Raw genomic sequence first — 19402 nt, 5'->3', positions numbered from 1 at the left:
CCGTCGCCGGCCGGCCGCGCGCAGCCGTGACGGTGCGCGCGGCGGGTCGTCGGCCGGGGGAAGGCGGCCGGCTCAGGCGGCCGGCCAGTCGAACATCGTGTACGGCAGGGCGCGCTTGTGGCGCGAGCCGTCGTAGAAGCGCAGCACCGTTTCGTAGACGCGGTCGGCGACCGGCTTGCCTTCGAGGAAATCGTCGATCTCGTCGTAGGTCACGCCGTACGCGTGCTCGTCGGGGCGCAGCGGGCGCAGTTCCTCGAGGTCGGCCGTGGGCACCTTCATCACGATCAGCTCGTCGCCGCCGAGCGCGCGGGCCACTCCGCGCACGCGGCGCTTGCTCAGCCCCGCGAGCGGCAGGATGTCCGCGCCGCCGTCGCCGAACTTCGTGAAGAAGCCCATCAGCGACTCGGCCGCGTGATCGGTGCCGATCACGATGCCGCGCCGCGCGCCGGCCACCGCGTACTGCGCGATCATGCGCTCGCGCGCCTTGATGTTGCCGTGCACGAAATCCTGCTGCGCCGGGTTGTCGAACGCGTGGCCGGATGCGACCAGCGAACGGAGCATCGCGTCGGCGGCCGGCTTCACGTCGACCGTCAATACCTCGTCCGCGCGTACGAACGCCAGCGCGCGCTGCGCATCCTCTTCGTCGTTCTGCACGCCGTTCGGCAAGCGCATCGCGATGAAGCGCGCATCGTAGCCGTCGGCGCGCAGGCGCTCGACCGACAGTTGCGCGAGCCGGCCGGCCGTCGACGAATCGACGCCGCCGCTGATGCCGAGCACGTAGGTTCGCAGTCCGGTCGAACGAAGGTACTGCGCGAGGAAGTCGACGCGGCGGGCGATTTCGGCTTCGGCGTCGAAGTGCGGGGCGACGTTCAGTTCGGCAATGATCGCGCGTTGGCGGCTGGCGTAATCGGCGGAGGTCATGAGGGAAGATCCGGAACGAATTGCAAGGCGCTCATCATAAGCGCAATCGCGACGCGTCGCCGCGCCGGACCTGCGTTTCCGGCGATGTCGCGTTGCATCGGCGAGACGCGGCGCATCGCCGTGGTGCACGGTGCGCCGGGCGGGCAGGATGCCGCGCGAAAGGGGGGCGGCCGCCCGAGGGGCGGCGTCAGCGCCGTGCGAGCACGACGCCCACCAGCGCGAGCGCGAAACCGGCGAGCTGGATCGGCGCGAGCGTTTCTCCGAACAGCCCGTAACCCTGGAGCGCCGCCAGCGGCGGCGCGAGGAACAGCAGCGACGTCGCGCGCGCCGCGTTGCCGCGCCGCAGCATCCACATCAGCATCGTGACCGCGCCGCCGGACAGGAACACGACGCCCCACACGAGCGACACCCACAGCGCCGGCGCGCCGATCCAGCGGGTTTCATGGAGCAGCGCGACGAACACGGCCGCGACGATCGCCGCGCCGAAGTTCTGCACGGCGACCGCCGTGCGCAGGTCGCTCTGCGCGAGCTTGCCTTTCTGGTACAGCGAGCCGGCGGTGATCGACCCGACCGCCAGGACCGACACGGTGACGACGAGCCACGCGGGCGCCGCGCCCGGCGGCGGCGCGACGCCGCCCGTGACTTTCGGCGCGAGCACGAGCGCGACGCCGGCCAGCCCGAGCGCCATCCCGAGCCAGCCGCGCGCGGGCAGGCGTTCGTCGAACAGCGGGACCGCGAGCACGGCGGTGGCGAGCGGCTGCAACGCGCCGAGCAGCGCCATCACGCCCGCATTCAATCCTTGCGCGACGGCCCAGTAGCTCGCACCGAGATAGACGCCTTGCAGCAGCGCGCCGGCGATCAGGTGGCGCGGCCATTCGCGGCGGGCCGGCCACGGCGCGCGCGCGACGAGCGCCACCACGCCGAACAGCGCGGCCGTGCCGGCGAAGCGCGCGAGCAGGAACAGGTTGGGATCGGCGTAGGGCTTGATCGCCCGCGCAACGATGAAGCCTGTGGACCAGAGCGCGACGAAAGCGGCGGCGACGATCGAGGTAAGCATGCGTGACGGGCCGCGAGGCGGCCGGACAGAATCGGGAAGTCGGCCAGTATCGGGTGAAGCGGGGCTGGCGTCTTGTCGAATCCTGCACTCATGCCACGCCGCGCGCGGTCGCGCCGGTCGTCATCGCGCGCCGGCGGCGCGGCGCGGCGGAGAGGCGCGCCTGCCGCACGGCGTTGCGCGGACGGGCGCACGGCAGCGACGATCAGTCGATCGAGAACGTGTCGAGCGGCTGGTTGGCGCGCGCGTCGGTCGCGAAACGAGCGGCGAGCTGTTCGTACAGCCGGCGCGCTTCATCGAGCGTCAGGTCGATCCAGTACGGATCGCCTGCCGCGTCGTTGAGGCGTTCCGGCGGAAACTGGATTTCGATCACACTGCCTTTGCGATACATGGCGCGAGCCCCTTTGTTGGTCGACCGTCGGTCGGTCGTTCGGCGAAGCGCAAAGTGTAGCAACCGGCGCCGCCGGGATTCGCGCGCGCCGGACAATACTGAATTTCGCTTTCGGGAAACGCACGCGGTCGCGCGGCCGCACACAGCTTCCCGGCACGGTCAAATGGTCGTCAAACGTCCGTAATACAATGGCCGGCTCACCATTACCAGTCGCCTCGGGCGTACATGCGATGCTGGCGGAACAACGTCATCAATACATCCTGTCGGAGCTCGGACGGTCGGGCGCGCTGTCGGTCGCGGAACTCGTGCGTTCGCTCGACGTGTCGCGCGAAACCGTGCGGCGCGACCTGAACGCGCTGGCCGCGCGCGGCCTGCTCGTGATGACGCACGGCGGCGCGCTGGCCGCCGATCGCCGCGAGCCGAGCCTGTCCGAGCGCGAAGCCGCGAACGCCGACGCGAAGCGCACGATCGGGCGGCGCGCGGCCGAATTCGTGCCCGACGATGCATCGGTGCTGATCGATTCGGGCAGCACGCCGCATGCGGTCGCGCTCGCGCTCGCCGACCGGCACCGGCTGTCGATCTACACGAACGACTGGCGTACCGCGTTCGTGCTCGCGCGGCGTAACGGCAACCGCGTGACGCTGCTCGGCGGCGAGCTGTCCGACGACGAGGACGCCACCTTCGGGCTCGACACGATCCATCAGCTCGCGCAATACCACGTCGATTTCGCGTTCATCGGCGCCGGCGGCATCACGCCCGACGGCGAATGCACCGACTACTCGCGGCTCGCGGCCGAAGTGCGTAGCCGGATGATCGCGGCGGCGGGCACCGCGATCATCGTCGCCGACCATTCGAAATTCGGCCGCGTGACGCCGGTGCGGATCAACGGAACGGCCGCCGCCCGCTACCTCGTGACCGAGCGCGCACCCGACAAGGCCCTGCGCCGCGCGCTGACCGCGCGCGGAATCGAGCTGCTCGTGTGCGACTGACGCGCGGCCGACATACAAGGTTCATCGAACGGTCATCGCACGGGAAGAACCGTCGTCAAGACTGACCCATTCACCTCGAACGGCCGCGAGGCCAGGGAGCAACGAATGACCGTCAGCGTGCGCAGCTATCTTTCCCCCACCCTCGTCCTGCTGGCTTTCGACTGGCCCGATGCGGCGTCGCGGGCCGATTTCCTCGGCTTCGCGATCCGGCGCACGCCGGGCTTCTGGTCGGCGGACGGCAAGACGCGTGCGCCGGACAGCTGGCTGCCCAACCGCCTGACGTTCGACGGCCCGGCCGCCGACACGCAGGGCGATGCGCCGACCGACCAGGCGCCGATCCAGAAATTCATGTGGTGGGATGCGCGCATCGATCCGCAGGATCGCGGTGCGTCGTTCCGCTACGACGTCTATCCGGTCGTCGGCACGCCGGCGAACCTGCAGGTGCTCGACGCGCAAGCCGGCGTGTGCGACGTCGTGCTGCCCGCGCACATCGAGGACGGCATCGGCACGTGGTTCAACCGCGCGGTGGTCAGCTCGCAGGCGTTCGCGAAGCAGGTGGCTGCGCTCGGCCTCGCCCCGAACGAGGCACCGAGCGCCGCACAGGCGCTGAAACTGCGCACGTGGCTCGCGAACGACATGGAGCAGGTGTTCGCGCAGATGCTCGATCCGGCGTCGCGCGCGGTGTCGGCCGTCTATCACCTGACCGACACGCTGTGGGCGCTGCCCGCGTTCGAGGCGTTCGGCCGCCGGCACGGCGAGGCGTCGCTCGCGATCGTCTACGACGCGCACGCGACGGCGCGCAAGGGCAAGCCGCCGCTGCCGTCGCCGAACCAGCCGGCCGTCGATGCGCTGCAAGGCCTCGCGACGCTCGCGCCGCGCGACAAGACGCACATCATGCACGACAAGTTCATCGTGACCGATGCGCCGTCGAGCCCGGCGCCCGCGCGCGTGCTGACCGGTTCCGCGAACTTCACGACCGAGGGGCTGACCGAGCAGGCCAACGTGCTGCATGCGTTCGATTCGCCCGCGCTCGCCGCGCTGTACAACGATCGCGCCCGTGCGCTGGCCGGGAATCCGTCGATTGCGGAGACCGCCCGGCTGTCGCCGGGCTGGTCGGCGCCGATGACGATCGGCAGCGCGCAGGTGCGCGTCGCGTACTCGCCGGAGCCGGCGGGGCGGCGTACCGAGATCGATACGATCGTCGCCGCGATCGCGGCCGCGAAGCATTCGGTATCGTTCTGCCTGTTCATGCCGACCGACGCGGCGCTGCGCGATGCGTGTTTCGCGGCCGGCGACCGCGGGCTGATGATGTTCGGCCTCGTGAACCGGATCAACGTCGGCAGTGCAACGAAGGCCGATGCCGCGCGGCAGGCCGGGCAGACGCTCGATGCGGCGACGCTCGCGAACCTCGAGCTGTACCACCGCAGCCGCGACAACCACGACGTGATCGACGCGTCGTATTTCTCGCCGGCCACGGTGCCGCAAGGCTTCGAGCCGGAGCTGCGGCTCTTTCCGGGCGAACCGGCGCCGGCGTTTCCGCCCGTGGTGATCCATCACAAGTTCATCGTGATCGATGCGGAAGGCGCGAATCCGGTCGTCTATACGGGCTCGGCGAACATGAGCCGCAATTCCGAACAGTACAACGACGAGAACCTGCTCGAGATCCGCGACAAGCGGATCGCGGCGATCTATCTCGCGGAATTCCTGCGGCTTTACGAGCACTATCGCGCCCGCGCGCTGGCGATCGACGCGAAGCGGCGCGGCACGGGCGCGCATGCGCGGCTCGCGCTCGCGCCCGATTCGAGCTGGGCGAAGAAGTATTACGTGGCGGGCAGCCCCGAAGAGAAGGCGCGGATCGCGCTGGCGTCGACCGCGCCGACGGACTGATGCGCCGGGGTGCCGCGGTGCAAAGGGGCGTGGACGCTCGGCGCCCCGGCCGGCTGCTGGCGCGGCTTGCGCCGCTTACGCCGCCACGTAGCGGAGCACCGCGTCGGCGATCGTGTCGCGATGCCGCGCGCGCAGGCGCGGCGCCGACGGATCGCGGCCGAACGCGGCGCCGAACGTGTAGCGGTTCGACACGCGATGGAAGCAGAACGAGCTGATCAGCAGGTGCAGGTCGAACGCGTCGATGTCCTTGCGGAACGCGCCGCTGGCCGCGCCGCGCTCGAGCAGTTCCTCGAGCGTCTTGATGATGCTGACGTTGCGGTTCTTGAACGACTTCAGCTGTTCGAGATACTTCGCGCCGTGGATGTTCTCGATCGACACGAGGCGGACGAAGTCGCGATGCTTGTCGTGATAGTCGAACGTGAACTCGACGAGACGGCGCATGCCTTCGCGCGGCTCCATGTCGCCGACGTGCAGTTCCTGCTCGAGCGCGCGGATGTCGCCGTACACCTTCTCCAGCACGGCCTCGTACAGGCCTTCCTTGCTTTCGAAGTAGTAATAGAGCATGCGCTTCGTCGTGTTCGTGCGCTCGGCGATCGCGTCGACGCGCGCGCCGGCGAGGCCCATCGCGGAGAATTCCTGCGTGGCGACGTCGAGGATGTTGCGCTTGGTTTGCTCGGGATCGTATTTACGCCGCGCATCGGACGCAAGCGCGCGGGGGTCGGACGTGGCGGCCTTGCTTCCTGCTTTCATGTGACTTTGTTGTGGTTCGCGGCGGCTTGGAGAAGGCATTCTAGCATGTGGGAAATGGCCGCCCGGCCGACCTTCCGCTCTAATCGGCAAGGCCGTCGCGGGCGCTCAGCGGCGGCAGGCGGCGAGCGCATCGCGGGCCTGGTACGCCGTATACGTGAGCTGCGCGGCGGCGAGGCCGGCCAGCCCGAACGTGCGCGTGAGCCCGAACGCGGCGAAGCCGTCCGGCACCGGCCGTCCTTCGGCCAGCGCGGCGGCGAGCGTCTCGCCGGCCACCGTGGTCGGCGCCATCCCGTGGCCGCCGAACGCGATCGCGTGCCATACGCCGTCCGCGTCGCGGCCGATCTGCGGCATCTTGTGCCGCGCGTAGCTCATCAGCCCGCCCCACGCGTACTCGACCTTCACGCCTTCCAGTTGCGGATACACGCGCAGCAGGTCGCGCCGCAGCAGGCGTGCGATCGCGTCCGGGCCGCGGTCGAGCACGGAGATCCGGCCGCCCCACAGGATCCGCGTGTCCTTTAGCGGACGGTAGTAGTCGAACGCGAAGCGCGTGTCGTAGATCGCGTACGGCGCGTCGATCGCATCGGGCAGGCGCGTGCCGAGCGGCTCGGTCGCGATCACGTAGGTCGCGATCGGCAGCACCGCGCGCTCGATGCGCGGCGACACGCCGCGCGCATAGCCGCCGCCGGCGAACACGACGTCCTTCGCGCGCACCGCGCCCTGCGCCGTGCGCACGACGTATCCGGCACCGTCGCGCGCGATGCCCAGCGCGGCCGAGCGCTCGTACACGCGCGCACCGCCGCGCGAGGCCGCCGCCGCGACACCCAGCACGTACTTGAGCGGATGGAAATGGAATGCGTTCGGCTCGAACAGGCCGCCGTGATAGCGCCGCGTCTTCAGCCGCTCGCGCAGCGCGCCGGTCGGCACGGGCGCCCAATCGACGCCGAGCTCGTTTTTCATCAGCGTGCGCACGCTGTCGAGCCGCGACGGATCGTCGAACCAGTTCGCGAGCATCACGCCCTGGTCGACGATGTCGCAGTCGATCCCGTAGCGGGCGATGCGCGCGCGGATCAGGTCGACCGCGTCGACGGTGAGCCGGTACAGCCGGCGCCCTTCGTCGCGCCCGAGCGTGCGCAGCAGGTCGGCGTTGTCGAGGCTGTAGCCGCCGAACACGAAGCCGCCGTTGCGGCCCGACGCGCCGAAGCCGACCCGTTCGCTGTCGAGCACGACGACGTCGCTCACGCCGCGCTCGACGAGGCCGAGTGCCGTGCACAGGCCGGCGAGGCCGCCGCCGACGATGCAGACCTGCGTATCGATCGTGCCGGTCAGTTGCGGGTAGGGCTGGCGGGTAACGGTGGCTTCGTAGAAGTTCTGCATGCTTTTCGGTGATTCGTGACGGCGAAAAACGGAACGGCGCGTCGATCTTGCCTGAACGCGCGCGCCGCGTCGAATGGGGTTTTCAGCGCGGTGATCGCCGCGCAGGGGCGGCGGCCGGCGCGTGGCCGGGCGTCAGGCGCCCGGCGTCGGGTTGACCGGGCGGGCGACGTAGGCCGGATAGCCGGCGTTCGCCTGTTCGGTTGCGTCGGGCACCGCGTTGCGTTCGATCCACGGCGCGATTTCCATGTCCGCGTAGCGCACCAGGCGGCATTTGCGCACGAGCACGTAGCCGAGCCAGATCGCGAGGAAGAACGGCAGGCCGATGTAGGTCGCGGCGACGCTCGTCCAGTCGATCTTGTCGGCGAGGAACGCCTGATAGTCCTGGCCGAGCGCGACGACCGCGCACAGCGCGAACGCGAACAGCGGACCGAACGGGAACCACTTCGACCGGTACGGCAACTGGTCGAGCCGGTAGCCCTGTTTCAGGAAACCCTTGCGGAACCGGTAGTGGCTGACCGCGATGCCGAGCCACGTGATGAAGCCGGCCATGCCCGACGTGTTCAGCAGCCACAGGTAGACCGTCTTGTCGCCGTACAGCGACGTGAGGAAGCACAGCGCGCCGATGGCCGTGGTTGCATACAGCGCGTTGCGCGGCACGCCGCCGGGCGACAGTTTCGCGAACAACTTCGGCGCGCGGCCTTCGACCGCGAGGTTGTAGAGCATGCGCGTCGATGCATACATGCCCGAGTTGCCGGCCGACAGCACGGCCGTCAGGATCACCGCATTCATCACGCCGGCCGCGAACGCGAGGCCCGCGTGGCGGAACACCAGCGTGAACGGGCTCACGCCGATATCGGTCACGTCGCTCTTCAGCAGGCTCGGGTCGGTGTACGGAATCAGCACGCCGATCACGAAGATCGCGAACACGTAGAACAGCAGGATGCGCCAGAAGATCTGGCTCACCGCGCGCGGGATCGTCGTGCGCGGGTTTTCCGATTCGCCGGCCGCGACGCCGATCATTTCGGTGCCCTGGAACGAGAAGCCCGCGATCATCGCGACGCCGAGCATCGTTGCCCAGCCGCCGACGAACGGCGCGTCGCCGATCGTGAAGTTGCCCCAGCCGGCGCTCGGGCCGCCCTGCATGATCCCGAAGATCATCAGCAGACCGACGCCGACGAAGGCGAGCACCGTCAGCACCTTGATCAGCGCGAACCAGTATTCGGCTTCGCCGAAGCCGCGCACCGACAGCGCGTTGAGCGCGAAGATCAAGGTGAGGAACAGCGCACTCCACCAGACGCCCGGCACGTGCGGGAACCAGTAGTGCATCACGAGCTGCGCGGCGACGAGTTCGACCGCCAGCGTCACGGCCCAGCTGTACCAGTAGTTCCAGCCGAGCGCGAAGCCGAAGCCTTCGTCGACGAACTTCGCGCCGTAGGTCGCGAACGAGCCGGACACCGGCATGAACGCGGCCATCTCGCCGAGGCTCGTCATCAGGAAATAGACCATCAGGCCGATCAGCATGTACGCGAGCATCGCGCCGCCGGGGCCGGCCTGCGAGATCGACGCGCCGGACGCGACGAACAGGCCCGTGCCGATCGAGCCGCCGATCGCGATCATCCGGAGATGGCGGGCCTGCAACGCGCGGTGGAGGGACGGCTTCGCGGGCGGCGAGCCGGACGGACGGGACGAATCGGGGCGGGCATCTGAATGCATGGCGGGTGCTGGGCGCTGTCTCCGGGATTGTTTTTCGGTGACGAAGCGCGACGCGTTGCCGGCCGCGGCCGGGCAGCGGTGGTGCGGTGCCGATCGGGCTCGCTGAGGGACCCGCTGAGCCGGGCCGTGGTGCGTGTCGCGTTCGTCGGTCGTCCGGCTGCCGTAGTGACGGCCGGCGGCGCGCCGGGTGCGCTGCACCTCGACGTCGCACCGATTGTGTGTGCCCGGTGCGCGAGCGGCAAACGATATTTCCGAACAGGGTGATGCGGGATGGTCATCAACTTGCGTCATGCCGGGACGCGTCCGGGCACCCGCGTTCGGGCTTTGGAAAAGTCCTGAATCGGCACGAAAACGCGTCGGACCGGTTGTCGAGTTGTTGCGTTTTGGGAATGAAGTCGTGAGTTAATATCAATAGCGGCCCGACTTGTGGCCATCGACAATGTGTTTCATGGATCGTGCCTCGCGAGGCTGGGGCGCGCCGTCCGGCCGGGGTGTCCGGCGGCGGCGCAGCGCGATGCGCCGGATGGCGCACCGGGGCCCGCCGCGGGGCGCATCCGCTTGCACAAGGCGCTCGAACGCGCTCCAATCGAATCACGCGGGCGGCGCTGCCGCCGCACCGATCAATCTGTCCCTGAAGAGGAAGTGATGCAATTCAACGACATTCTTGCCGCGCTCGACATCGATCTCGCCCAGTGGAAAGGCAACGCGCTGACCGCGCGTTCGCCGCTCGACGGCGCGACGCTCGCGACGCTGGCCGTCGACACGCCCGCCGACGCCGAGCGCAAGATCGACGCCGCGCACGACGCATTCCTCAAGTGGCGCACGGTGCCGGCGCCGGTGCGCGGCGAACTCGTGCGCGTGTTCGGCAACGTGCTGCGCGAGCACAAGGCCGAGCTCGGCCGCCTCGTCACGCTCGAAGCCGGCAAGATCACGTCGGAAGGCCTCGGTGAAGTGCAGGAAATGATCGACATCTGCGATTTCGCGGTCGGTCTGTCGCGCCAGCTTTACGGCCTCACGATCGCGTCCGAGCGCCCGGGCCACCGGATGATGGAAACGTGGCACCCGATCGGCGTGTGCGGCGTGATTTCGGCGTTCAACTTCCCGGTCGCGGTGTGGGCGTGGAATGCGGCGCTCGCGTTCGTGTGCGGCGATTCGGTCGTGTGGAAGCCGTCCGAGAAGACGCCGCTCACCGCGATCGCGTGCCACGTGCTGCTCCAGAAGGCGCTGCGCGAGTTCGACAAGACGCATCCGGGCGTCGCGCCGGCGGAGCTGAGCCAGCTGGTGCTCGGCATGCGCGATGTCGGCGAGGTGCTGACGGCGTCGAAGAAGGTGCCGGTCGTCAGCGCGACGGGCAGCGTGCGGATGGGCCAGGAAGTCGCGAAGGTGCTGAGCCAGCGCTTGGCACGCGGCATCCTCGAACTCGGCGGCAACAACGGGATGATCGTCGCGCCGAGCGCGGATCTCGACCTCGTCGTGCGCGCGGTCACGTTCGCGGCGGTCGGCACGGCCGGCCAGCGCTGCACGACGCTGCGCCGCCTGATCGTGCATCGCAGCCTCGTCGAGCAACTGCTGCCGCGCATCGAGAAGGCCTACGCGTCGGTGAAGGTCGGCAACCCGCTCGAAGAAGGCACGCTGGTCGGCCCGCTGGTCGATCGTGCGTCGTTCGACGCGATGCAGAAGGCGCTGGCCGATGCGCGCGAGCAGGGCGGCGAAGTGAAGGGCGGCGAGCGCGTCGATGTCGGTCACCCGGATGCGTACTACGTGCGTCCGGCCATCGTGCGGATGCCCAAGCAATCGGCGGTGGTCGAGCGCGAGACGTTCGCGCCGATCCTGTACGTGATGGTCTACGACAACTTCGACGATGCGATCGAGGTGCACAACGCGGTGCCGCAAGGCCTGTCGTCGGCGATCTTCACGAACGACATGCGCGAGGCCGAGCAGTTCATGTCGGCGGCCGGCAGCGATTGCGGGATCGTCAACGTGAACATCGGCACGAGCGGCGCGGAAATCGGCGGCGCGTTCGGCGGCGAGAAGGAAACGGGCGGCGGGCGCGAGTCGGGTTCGGATGCGTGGAAGGCGTATATGCGCCGTGCGACGAATACGATCAACTACAGCCGGCAACTGCCGCTGGCGCAGGGGGTGAAGTTCGATGTTTGATGTCGGGGTGGGATTGGCGGGTTGTTTGCGCTGATTTCATCGGGCGACTGATGTCGAGTTGTTATCGTTTCAAGCGGAAAAGCCGGCCATGTGCCGGCTTTTTTGTTTTCTGGTGCGGTGATTGATTGGGCGAGGGTGGGATATTTCGCGTGAGTGGATTCGCTTATGGTGCGTCAGGACAAGTAATCGTACAAGTACGGGGATTTGGAATCATTTTTTGATGTTTCGTATGTGTATGAAAATAAGCCAATTTCTTGTTTTCTTTCAATTATTTCTATATCTTCATGGCGTTGCATATCGCTGGTGGCTAGTGTGAGTGGTGGGTTCGATTTGGTAACGTTTCGACACATTGATTAGGTATACGTATGAAATGGTTGCGGGAATCGACAGGTCATGCATGTGCTAATGGGAGCGAAGAGGGAGCACATTGTCGGCCACTATTGATTGCGAAGGGGGAAGGCACATGGCATCAAAATGTCCTTTTCTCCCTGATCGAGTTTTATCGTCGAAGCCCTGCAATCTTGGCTTTGCATCTCGCGGGTGCGCTGATCGCATGGTTTGCACCTAATGACTCGCTGAAGCGCTGGCCAATGCTGAAGCCAGTGGTGACCGCCATCGGCGAAGTATTTCCATTGCTACCTAAGGCAATCGAGAAATCTCTGTTTCCGGATGTCACAGCGCTCTATTTCTCACTGTTGTTGGCCGCGATACCGATCAGAATATTTGAAGCTTTCCGTCTTTGCTATGTGGAGAGGGGGGAGATAGTAGCTGGGTACTTCGGCTACTCGTGGAAACGGAAGATTTGTGCATTTCTGGTTGCGATTTTGTTTTTGTCTGGGAGTGTGTTCCTTCTGATTTTCCACGGCCAATATTTTGACTGGAATTTCATGTCAGTCGGAAAATCGAGGTTCTGGCTCGGAATGATAGGACCATTATTTGCTGGTGGGTATTTGGTTATTTGCTTTGTTGTGGCGAGTGTTGCGATTGTTGCTTTGTTGTGTTGCATGTTTTTGTTGAAAAAAGGTGTTGCGGGTCGTGATTTGATTCCGGCGGAACGAGCTCTTTCGGTGTGTGAGTTGGGTCGTAAGTGCGAGGCGCAGGTGGAGCGAGGTCGATAAATTTACGAGATTTAATTGGGCATTTATATGAAAGAACGTCAGGGGGCAAGGTGGCGTGCTTGTCCCAAGGAACAAGAGGAGGGAGAGGGCTATGGACCGAGGAGGGAGGAGGCGGGGGGCGACACTGAGCCCAAGAACATCTTTGGCCTGATGATCAGGATTTATCGAATGAGTCCCGCACTCTTGGCTTTGCATCTGTCTGGTGTGGTGATTGCTTGGTTTGCGCCGGATGATGCGTTGACTCGTTGGCCATTTATGAAGATAGCGGTAGCTAACGTTGGAGAGATATTTCCTTTGCTACCAGAGGCGGTAAAGAAATCCAAATTTCCCGACGTGACGGCGCTGTATTTTTTTCTGATGTTGGTTGCGATTCCGATGAGACTTTCGGTGGCAATTCGTTTTTGTTATTCGTATCGATCTCGGGTCGAGGATGGATATTCGAAATTTTCCGTCACGAAGAAAATTTACTCGATTGTCGTTGTCTTGATGTTTATGTGCATGGGATTTCATTCTATTTTGGTTGGTGGGTATTTCTATGAGTGGAACTTTGTTGCAATAAGCCGATCGCGCATGTGGCTGGGTTTGATCGGGCCGTTATTTGCGGGTGGGGCTGATGTTGTCGCTATCGCAGTTGGCGTGGTTGCAATTTTCATTGCTTTGTGCCGCACCTTTACTGGTAAAGGGGCCGGCCGGTTGTGAAATCGACAAATGGATATGTTCGTTCAGAGAGGATGCGGGAAAGTCGCGCTACAGAAAGTTGTTGTCACTGTCTACTTGAAATTTTCTTGTCCTATATACGATCGATTCCGATGCAACGCCTCTGGCTCAATTCGCGTGATGGTTTTGGTGGTCATGGTGGATGGCGCTATTTTGAGGTGTTGTAATGAAGGCGGATTATCGAACGAGGGTCTATTCCCGCAGGTAAGAATGCTAGGTGAAGCAATCCATGGATGAATTGAAAGGTTTGTTGAGGTATTACCGCTACTGTCCGCGAATATTGTCTTTGCATATCTTTGGTGCGCTGATCGCATGGTTTGCTCCCGCTGATGTTCTGGTGCGATACAAGATTCTTGCGGATTTTGTATCGTGGGCCGGTCGCGTATTTCCGGTTGTGAACGAGGCAGCGGAAAAATCTGCTTTTCCGGGTGTAATGGGGCTGTATTTTTCTATTATGTATGCGCTCTTGCCTGTGAGGATATTTGATTCGGCTCGCGCTTTCTATGTGGACAGGGGCCACACAGTGGCGATAATAAAAAAATCATTTTTTAAGAGGGTGATTTTGTCAGTTGGGGTGGTGTTCTTCTTTGTTTTTGGGGTGGCGGCTGTGTTATTTGGTCGGCCGTATTACGAAATAAATGTTCTTCCGATCTCGGAGTCTAGATTTTTGCTTGGATTGATTGGCCCTATATTTGCGGGTGGCGCAGAGGGATTTGGCGTGGCGGCGGGGATTGCGTGGATATTCATCTTTTTTTCGTGGGTGTTTTTTAAAATAAAGAGGTAAGAAATGGCGTGGAATGAACTCGATAGTTGGGATGCAATTGGAGCGGCGGGTGAAGGTATTAAAGCCGCGCTAGAAAAAGCCGCCGAATACATGAAGTAGGCAAACGCGAATACAGCCGAAACCTATGAATGATGCCATATATCGGGCCGAGTTCGCGAAAAGCTGTCCGTGGGCCGGCTATTTTGTTTTCTGGCGCAGTGATGATTGGGTGAAGGCACGGGGACGTTTTCGCTTGCGTGGATTCGCTGATGGCGTGCCCGGAATAAATGATCGTACAAGTACGGAACTTTCAAATTATTTTTAATGTATCGTATGTGTATGAAAATAAGAGAATCCTGTGGGTAAATGGAGTGAATTGAGATGGCGTGCTTGTTCCAAGCCGCGAAAAAGGGAGGGGCCGCGCTATGAGGAGGTGTCGGCAGTAGAAGGTAACGACGCGGAACCCAGGAACATCTTTGGTTTGATGATCAAGATTTATCGCATGAATCCAGCGCTCTTGGTGCTGCATCTTGCTGGCGCGCTGATCGCATGGTTCGCGCCGGACGATGCATTAACGCGTTGGCCATATTCGCGAATTGTAGTGGAAAGCATTGGGGAAATATTTCCGCTTATTTTTAATGCGATAAAGGAATCTGAATTTCCTGATGTCACAGCGATTTATTTCGCGCTGATGTTGATCGCGGCGCCAATTAGATTTTGGGTGGCGATTCGTATTTGTTGCTGGTATCGAGATCGGGTTGTAAATGAGTATTCGAAATTTTCGTTTGTAAGAAAAATTTACTCGGTGACTGTTGTTTTTGTATTTGCGGGATTGGGGTTATTTTATCTTTTCATTTATGGTTATTATTTCGAGTGGAATTTCGTGGCAATAAGTCGATCACGCCTGTGGTTGGGATTTATCGGGCCATTGTTTGCCGGTGGCGCTGACATTACGGCAATTGCCGTTGGCTCAGTCGTGATTTTCATGGCGTTGCGCAACAAATTTACGTGCACAGAGGAGTAGAACTTGGCTTGGTATGAGCTGGATGAATGGGCCGATGCCCGCCAGGAACGGGTGCGAACGCTTGCCGAATGGGAGGCGGCGCGGCTTCGACTGTTTGCCAGCGCCGGCATCATCGGGCGATGGGCATTTCGGTAGTACCGGAGACGGCCGTCGCGATAGCTGCGGTACGCGATCGGCCGTCTTCGTTTTACTTCTCTTCCGTCGGCATGTTCTGCACCACCAGCATCTGCGGGCTCGACAGCGTGATCCCCGCCGCGCGCAATTGCTTGAGGATCTCGAACAGCAGGTCGCTCTTCGTCGCACTCGCGATCCGCGGGCTCGACACGTAACCCGTCACGCTCAGCGTGATTCCGTCCGGCGCGAGCTGGCTGAACGTCACCGACGGCGCCGGTTTCTCGAGAATCGCCGGGTGCTCGCGATACGCATCGAGCAGCAGGTCGCGCACCTGCTCGGGATCGGTGTTCAGCGGGAATGTCAGCACCAGCGTCGCGACGCCCTGCGTGCTGTTGCCCATCGTCACGTTGCGCACGTTCTGCGAGATCAGCTGCGAATTCGGCACGATCACGGTCGAGCGGTCGCTGAGCTGGATCTCGGTTGCGCGCACGTTGATGCGGCGGATGTCGCCTTCGACGCCCGCGATGCTGACCATGTCGCCCACCTTCACCGGCCGCTCGGTCAGCAGGATCAGCCCCGACACGAAATTCTTCACGATTTCCTGCAGGCCGAAGCCGATACCGACCGACAACGCGCTGACGATCCACGCGAGATTGTTCCACCTGACGCCGAGCAGCCCGAGCGTCATCAGCACGAGCAGCACGTAGCCGACGTTGGTGAACAGCGTGATCAGCGACACGCGCATGCCCGTATCCATGCCGAGCGCGGGCATGAACTCGGCGTCGAGCCAGCGGCGCAGCGAACGCAGCAGGTAGAAGCCGATCGCGAACCCGATCACGGCGTTCATGATCCGGTCGGGCATGATGTTCAGGCTCTGCAGCCGCTGGCTGCCGATCATCGCGACCGCGCTGTCGAGCAGGTCGCCCGGCGTCGTGCCGAAGCCGCCCGTCAGCAGCGCGATCGCCGCGATCAGCATCAGCAGGCTCGTGCCGAAGCCGGACAGGACCGTGCGCGCCTGGTCGAGGTGGCGATCTTCGAGCGCGAACAGGTGCTTGATCTGCTGGCCCGTCGACAGGCTCGACGAGAACAGGCTTTCGCTCGCGTCGCGCGTCAACTGGATCAGGATGTAGGTTGCGCACAGCACGATCTCGAACCACACGAGCTCGTACGTGATGAAGCGCGCGACCGTGATGTAACCGATCAGGAGTGCGATCAACGAGGCGACGATCGCGAGCGTGACGCCGGCATGGATCAGCCCGGCGAGCGTCGAGCGCTGCTCGGGCGCCTCGCCGGCCGCCGCGAGGGCGCTGCGCGCGCGGTTCGCGCGCAGCAACGACGCGCCGACCGTCAGCGCGACGACGAGCGACACGATGCCGCGACCGAACAGCGTGACCGACAGGCTGGTGTCGACGATCCGGTTGATCGATTCGAGCGTGCCGGACACCAGCAGCAGCGCCGCGAGGATGCTGGGGAACGGCTTCATCGCGAGCGCGACCGGATCGGCGAGCGCGGGCAGGCGCCAGGACGGATGTTTCGTGCAGAGGAGTGCGCGGCCGAGCCCGGCGATCAGTGCGCAGGTGGCGGCGAGCTTGGCGAACTGGTCCCACAGGTCGGTCAGCGACGGCGTGAGCTCGTAGTGGCGCGCGACGGCGAGGTAGAGAATCTGCACGGCAATGGCCGTCGCCAGAAGCGTCGACAGCGCGGTCGACAGCGCCAGCGCACTGCGGCGCAAGCGGGTGGGCGGCAGGCGGTTCAGCGCGATCCAGGCGAGCCCGCGCTCGATGAGCCGGCGGCCGCCGAGCCACGCGGCGAATGCGGCGATCAGCAGCGCGGCGGTGATTGCCCGCTGCCCCGGCACCCACGACGAGCGCAGCATGTCGAGCAGCTCGTCGTCGAAATCCTGGAGCCGCTGGCGATCGTCCGGCGACAGGTGGAACAGCGGCAGCCAGAACTGCGCGCTGAAGATGCTGCCCGAACGGAACGCGAGCTGGTTCTTCAGCAGGCTGCGATGCAGCTTCGCGAACTGCTCGCTCAGGTTCGTGAGGCTCGTCTTCTGGTCGGCGGCCTGCTTCAGCGCGGCGTCGATCTGCGCCTTGCGCGCGTCCAGCGCGGCCCGCTGTTTCGCGACGGCCGGCGTTTCCGGCGCGGCACCCGCGGCAGGCGGCGGGCCGAGCACGTCGAGCTGTGCCTGCACCTGCGCGCGTTGCGGCGTGAGATCGCTCTGCAGTTTCGCGACATCGGCGCTCAGTTCCTGCGTCGAGTCGTCGAGCGCATCCAGTTCCTTGCTGTTGGACGCGGTCGAGGTCTGCTGCTTGATGCGGTCCAGCTCGGCCTGCATCTGCTTGAGCTGTGCGATGGCGTCGGGCAGCGAGATGGCCGGCGCGGTGGCGCCGACCCCGCTCGCGACGGGAGTGGAAGCGGCTGCCGGAAACGCCGACGCGGTCGCGATCGCCGCGAATTGCAGCAGCGCGATCAGCGCAATCCGGCGGGCGTAGAGAGAGAGTCGTTGTATGGACATGGAATGCTTACGATTTGCCGACAATGCCGGTTGCCGAAAGGTCACCGGAAGCCGGTAGTTGGCCCGCTAGCATGTTACCGGGGCGCGGAACGCGTGGTTGTACCGATTGCGTCTTGCCGTTCGCGGCGATTCCGGCGGCGCGAAGCAGCGCGGCAGGCCCGTGATTGCCGGCCCGCGCGGCCTCTGCGCAGCGCCGATGGCGCCGGAGCGCCACGCCGACACGCGTTCCGTACCGGACACACGGTTACGCAATTTACACATTATCCGGCGGGAAAAGGGCGCATCGAACGGCTTCGGCGCCCGCAATGCGGCCGACCTGCTGCCCTGCACAGGCATCGAACGGGCGTGCCGGTACAATGCAGCGATTCGCCCGACGGCGGCTCGCCGGTCGCCGGACAACAACACACGACACGATCAGGAGACGCGCCCAAGATGGCCTCAACGGACAGCCTTCCGCAGGCACAAGCCCCATCCCCTTCCATCGACCCCGGCTCCATCTCGGCCCGCCTCGACCGCCTGCCGCCGACGCGCAGCGTCTGGAAGCTCGTCGTGCTGCTGAGCCTCGGCTTCTTCTTCGAACTCTACGATCTGCTGTACAGCGGCTACGTCGCGCCGGGCCTCGTGAAAAGCGGCATCCTTTCCGCGACGACGCACGGCCTGTTCGGCACCACGGGCGTCGCGAGCTTCATCGCCGCGCTGTTCTCCGGGCTCTTCATCGGCACGATCGCGTGCGGCTTCCTCGCCGACCGCTTCGGCCGCCGCGCGATCTTCACATGGTCGCTGCTGTGGTACACGGCCGCGAACATCGTGATGGCGTTCCAGGACACCGCGACCGGGCTGAACTTCTGGCGCTTCGTCGTCGGCCTCGGGCTCGGCGTCGAGATGGTGACGATCGGCACGTACATCTCCGAACTCGTGCCGAAGCAGATTCGCGGCCGTGCGTTCGCATGCGAGCAGGCGGTGGGGTTCGTCGCGGTGCCGGTGGTCGCGTTCCTCGCGTACCTGCTCGTGCCGCACGCGCCGCTCGGCCTCGACGGCTGGCGCTGGGTCGTGCTGATCGGCGCGCACGGCGCGCTGTTCGTGTGGTGGATTCGCCGCGAACTGCCGGAAAGCCCGCGCTGGCTCGCGCAGCAGGGCCGCGTCGACGAAGCCGATCGCATCATGCGCGTGCTCGAGGCGAAGGTCGAAGCCGAATACGGGCGGCCGCTGCCGCCGCCCGCGCCGGCCGAGCCCGTGCCGCCGCGCGGCAGCTTCCGCGACATGTGGGTGCCGCCGTATCGCAGCCGCACGATCATGATGACGATCTTCAACGTGTTCCAGACGGTCGGCTTCTACGGCTTCGCGAACTGGGTGCCGACGCTGCTGATCAAGCAGGGCATCACGATCACGTCGAGCCTGATGTATTCGAGCGTGATCGCGCTCGCCGCGCCGCTCGGCCCGCTGATCGGCCTCGTGATCGCGGACCGCTTCGAGCGCAAGTCGGTGATCGTCGCGATGGCGGCGGCGATCGTCGTGTGCGGGCTGCTGTTCAGCCAGACGACGGTGGGCGCGTTCCTGATCGTGCTCGGCATCGGCCTCACGCTCGCGAGCAACATCATGTCGTACAGCTTCCACGCATACCAGGCCGAGCTGTTCCCGACGTCGATCCGCGCGCGGGCCGTCGGCTTCGTCTATTCGTGGAGCCGTTTCTCGGCGATCTTCTCGTCGTTCGTGATCGCGGCCGTGCTGCGGGGCTTCGGCACGTTCGGCGTGTTCGCGTTCATCGCGGGCGCGATGGTGATCGTGATGGCTGCGATCGGGTGGATGGGCCCACGCACGAAGGGCATTGCGCTGGAAACCATCTCGAAGTAGTCGGCCGATGCGCACGCGTGTCGTACAGTTGATGCGGCATGCGTGCGCTGTGGGCGGGTTT

15 protein-coding genes are annotated in these 19402 nt (G+C 64.6%); 8 read left to right on the top strand and 7 right to left on the bottom strand.

What is annotated here, in order from left to right; genetic code table 11:
- Positions 1–72 precede the first annotated feature (72 nt).
- The 3 genes from nadE to HWX62_RS30305 all read right to left on the bottom strand — a co-directional run bounded on the left by nadE (position 73) and on the right by HWX62_RS30305 (position 2366).
- A complete protein-coding gene (gene nadE, locus HWX62_RS30315; RefSeq protein ID WP_175932742.1) occupies positions 73–921 on the bottom strand; it encodes an ammonia-dependent NAD(+) synthetase in 849 nt (282 codons plus the stop codon).
- A gap of 187 nt (positions 922–1108) precedes the next feature.
- Entirely contained in the window at positions 1109–1978 is an 870-nt protein-coding gene (locus tag HWX62_RS30310) for a DMT family transporter (protein WP_175932743.1), read from the bottom strand.
- Positions 1979–2180: 202 nt separating this feature from the next.
- A complete protein-coding gene (locus HWX62_RS30305) occupies positions 2181–2366 on the bottom strand; it encodes a hypothetical protein (protein ID WP_006480515.1) in 186 nt (61 codons plus the stop codon).
- Positions 2367–2596: 230 nt separating this feature from the next.
- On the opposite strand from HWX62_RS30305, the gene HWX62_RS30300 reads away from it, so the two are divergent.
- Together HWX62_RS30300 and HWX62_RS30295 are read left to right on the top strand one after the other, a co-directional pair.
- Positions 2597–3355, top strand: coding sequence for a DeoR/GlpR family DNA-binding transcription regulator (locus HWX62_RS30300; RefSeq protein WP_175932744.1), 759 nt, complete (start codon positions 2597–2599; stop codon positions 3353–3355).
- Positions 3356–3460: 105 nt separating this feature from the next.
- Entirely contained in the window at positions 3461–5242 is a 1782-nt protein-coding gene (locus tag HWX62_RS30295; protein WP_175932745.1) for a phospholipase D-like domain-containing protein, read from the top strand.
- Between the two features lie 75 nt (positions 5243–5317).
- Here HWX62_RS30295 and HWX62_RS30290 read toward each other — a convergent pair whose 3' ends face one another.
- From HWX62_RS30290 to HWX62_RS30280, 3 genes are all read right to left on the bottom strand, one after another.
- A complete protein-coding gene (locus HWX62_RS30290; protein WP_175932746.1) occupies positions 5318–5992 on the bottom strand; it encodes a TetR family transcriptional regulator in 675 nt (224 codons plus the stop codon).
- Positions 5993–6097: 105 nt separating this feature from the next.
- Positions 6098–7366: an FAD-binding oxidoreductase gene (locus HWX62_RS30285; RefSeq protein ID WP_175932747.1), complete on the bottom strand. Its 1269-nt coding sequence runs from the start codon at positions 7364–7366 to the stop codon at positions 6098–6100.
- Between the two features lie 132 nt (positions 7367–7498).
- Positions 7499–8983 carry an amino acid permease gene (locus HWX62_RS30280; RefSeq protein ID WP_347879947.1) on the bottom strand — a complete coding sequence of 495 codons (1485 nt, stop codon included), beginning with the start codon at positions 8981–8983 and terminating at the stop codon, positions 7499–7501.
- Positions 8984–9724: 741 nt separating this feature from the next.
- Here HWX62_RS30280 and HWX62_RS30275 point away from each other — a divergent pair.
- From HWX62_RS30275 to HWX62_RS30255, 5 genes are all read left to right on the top strand, one after another.
- Complete coding sequence (locus HWX62_RS30275) at positions 9725–11236, top strand: aldehyde dehydrogenase family protein (RefSeq protein ID WP_175932749.1); 1512 nt, start codon at positions 9725–9727, stop codon at positions 11234–11236.
- A gap of 365 nt (positions 11237–11601) precedes the next feature.
- On the top strand, positions 11602–12354 hold the full coding sequence (locus tag HWX62_RS30270) for a hypothetical protein (RefSeq protein ID WP_175932750.1): 753 nt from the start codon (positions 11602–11604) through the stop codon (positions 12352–12354).
- Positions 12355–12522: 168 nt separating this feature from the next.
- Complete coding sequence (locus HWX62_RS30265; protein WP_244136115.1) at positions 12523–13053, top strand: hypothetical protein; 531 nt, start codon at positions 12523–12525, stop codon at positions 13051–13053.
- Positions 13054–13300: 247 nt separating this feature from the next.
- Positions 13301–13855, top strand: a complete 555-nt coding sequence (locus tag HWX62_RS30260) for a hypothetical protein (protein WP_175932751.1) — start codon at positions 13301–13303, stop codon at positions 13853–13855.
- 481 nt (positions 13856–14336) lie between these two features.
- Positions 14337–14858 (top strand): hypothetical protein, encoded by a 522-nt coding sequence (locus tag HWX62_RS30255; RefSeq protein WP_244136114.1) that lies wholly within the window; start codon positions 14337–14339, stop codon positions 14856–14858.
- A gap of 187 nt (positions 14859–15045) precedes the next feature.
- On the opposite strand, the gene HWX62_RS30250 is transcribed toward HWX62_RS30255, so the two are convergent.
- Complete coding sequence (locus HWX62_RS30250) at positions 15046–17490, bottom strand: DUF3772 domain-containing protein (RefSeq protein WP_175932753.1); 2445 nt, start codon at positions 17488–17490, stop codon at positions 15046–15048.
- 432 nt (positions 17491–17922) lie between these two features.
- Between HWX62_RS30250 and HWX62_RS30245 the strand changes: the two genes are divergently transcribed.
- Positions 17923–19341: an MFS transporter gene (locus tag HWX62_RS30245; RefSeq protein ID WP_175932754.1), complete on the top strand. Its 1419-nt coding sequence runs from the start codon at positions 17923–17925 to the stop codon at positions 19339–19341.
- Positions 19342–19402: the final 61 nt, after the last annotated feature.

The organism is Burkholderia sp. BCC0506 (assembly GCF_902833145.1).
In the GTDB taxonomy this organism is placed as follows: Bacteria; Pseudomonadota; Gammaproteobacteria; order Burkholderiales; family Burkholderiaceae; genus Burkholderia.
Note: the sequence above shows the minus strand (reverse complement) of the source record. Positions and strands in the feature narration are given on the sequence as shown.

Bases quoted from the DNA above. Each gene is read 5' to 3' on its own strand.
- HWX62_RS30265 (WP_244136115.1), top strand. From the start codon at position 12,523: ATGAGTCCCGCACTCTTGGCTTTGCATCTGTCTGGTGTGGTGATTGCT.
- HWX62_RS30305 (WP_006480515.1), bottom strand. From the start codon at position 2,366: ATGTATCGCAAAGGCAGTGTGATCGAAATCCAGTTTCCGCCGGAACGC.
- HWX62_RS30245 (WP_175932754.1), top strand. From the start codon at position 17,923: ATGGCCTCAACGGACAGCCTTCCGCAGGCACAAGCCCCATCCCCTTCC.
- HWX62_RS30260 (WP_175932751.1), top strand. From the start codon at position 13,301: ATGGATGAATTGAAAGGTTTGTTGAGGTATTACCGCTACTGTCCGCGA.
- HWX62_RS30300 (WP_175932744.1), top strand. From the start codon at position 2,597: ATGCTGGCGGAACAACGTCATCAATACATCCTGTCGGAGCTCGGACGG.
- HWX62_RS30250 (WP_175932753.1), bottom strand. From the start codon at position 17,490: ATGTCCATACAACGACTCTCTCTCTACGCCCGCCGGATTGCGCTGATC.
- HWX62_RS30270 (WP_175932750.1), top strand. From the start codon at position 11,602: ATGAAATGGTTGCGGGAATCGACAGGTCATGCATGTGCTAATGGGAGC.
- HWX62_RS30310 (WP_175932743.1), bottom strand. From the start codon at position 1,978: ATGCTTACCTCGATCGTCGCCGCCGCTTTCGTCGCGCTCTGGTCCACA.
- HWX62_RS30255 (WP_244136114.1), top strand. From the start codon at position 14,337: ATGAATCCAGCGCTCTTGGTGCTGCATCTTGCTGGCGCGCTGATCGCA.
- HWX62_RS30290 (WP_175932746.1), bottom strand. From the start codon at position 5,992: ATGAAAGCAGGAAGCAAGGCCGCCACGTCCGACCCCCGCGCGCTTGCG.
- HWX62_RS30295 (WP_175932745.1), top strand. From the start codon at position 3,461: ATGACCGTCAGCGTGCGCAGCTATCTTTCCCCCACCCTCGTCCTGCTG.
- HWX62_RS30275 (WP_175932749.1), top strand. From the start codon at position 9,725: ATGCAATTCAACGACATTCTTGCCGCGCTCGACATCGATCTCGCCCAG.
- HWX62_RS30285 (WP_175932747.1), bottom strand. From the start codon at position 7,366: ATGCAGAACTTCTACGAAGCCACCGTTACCCGCCAGCCCTACCCGCAA.
- nadE (WP_175932742.1), bottom strand. From the start codon at position 921: ATGACCTCCGCCGATTACGCCAGCCGCCAACGCGCGATCATTGCCGAA.
- HWX62_RS30280 (WP_347879947.1), bottom strand. From the start codon at position 8,983: ATGATCGCGATCGGCGGCTCGATCGGCACGGGCCTGTTCGTCGCGTCC.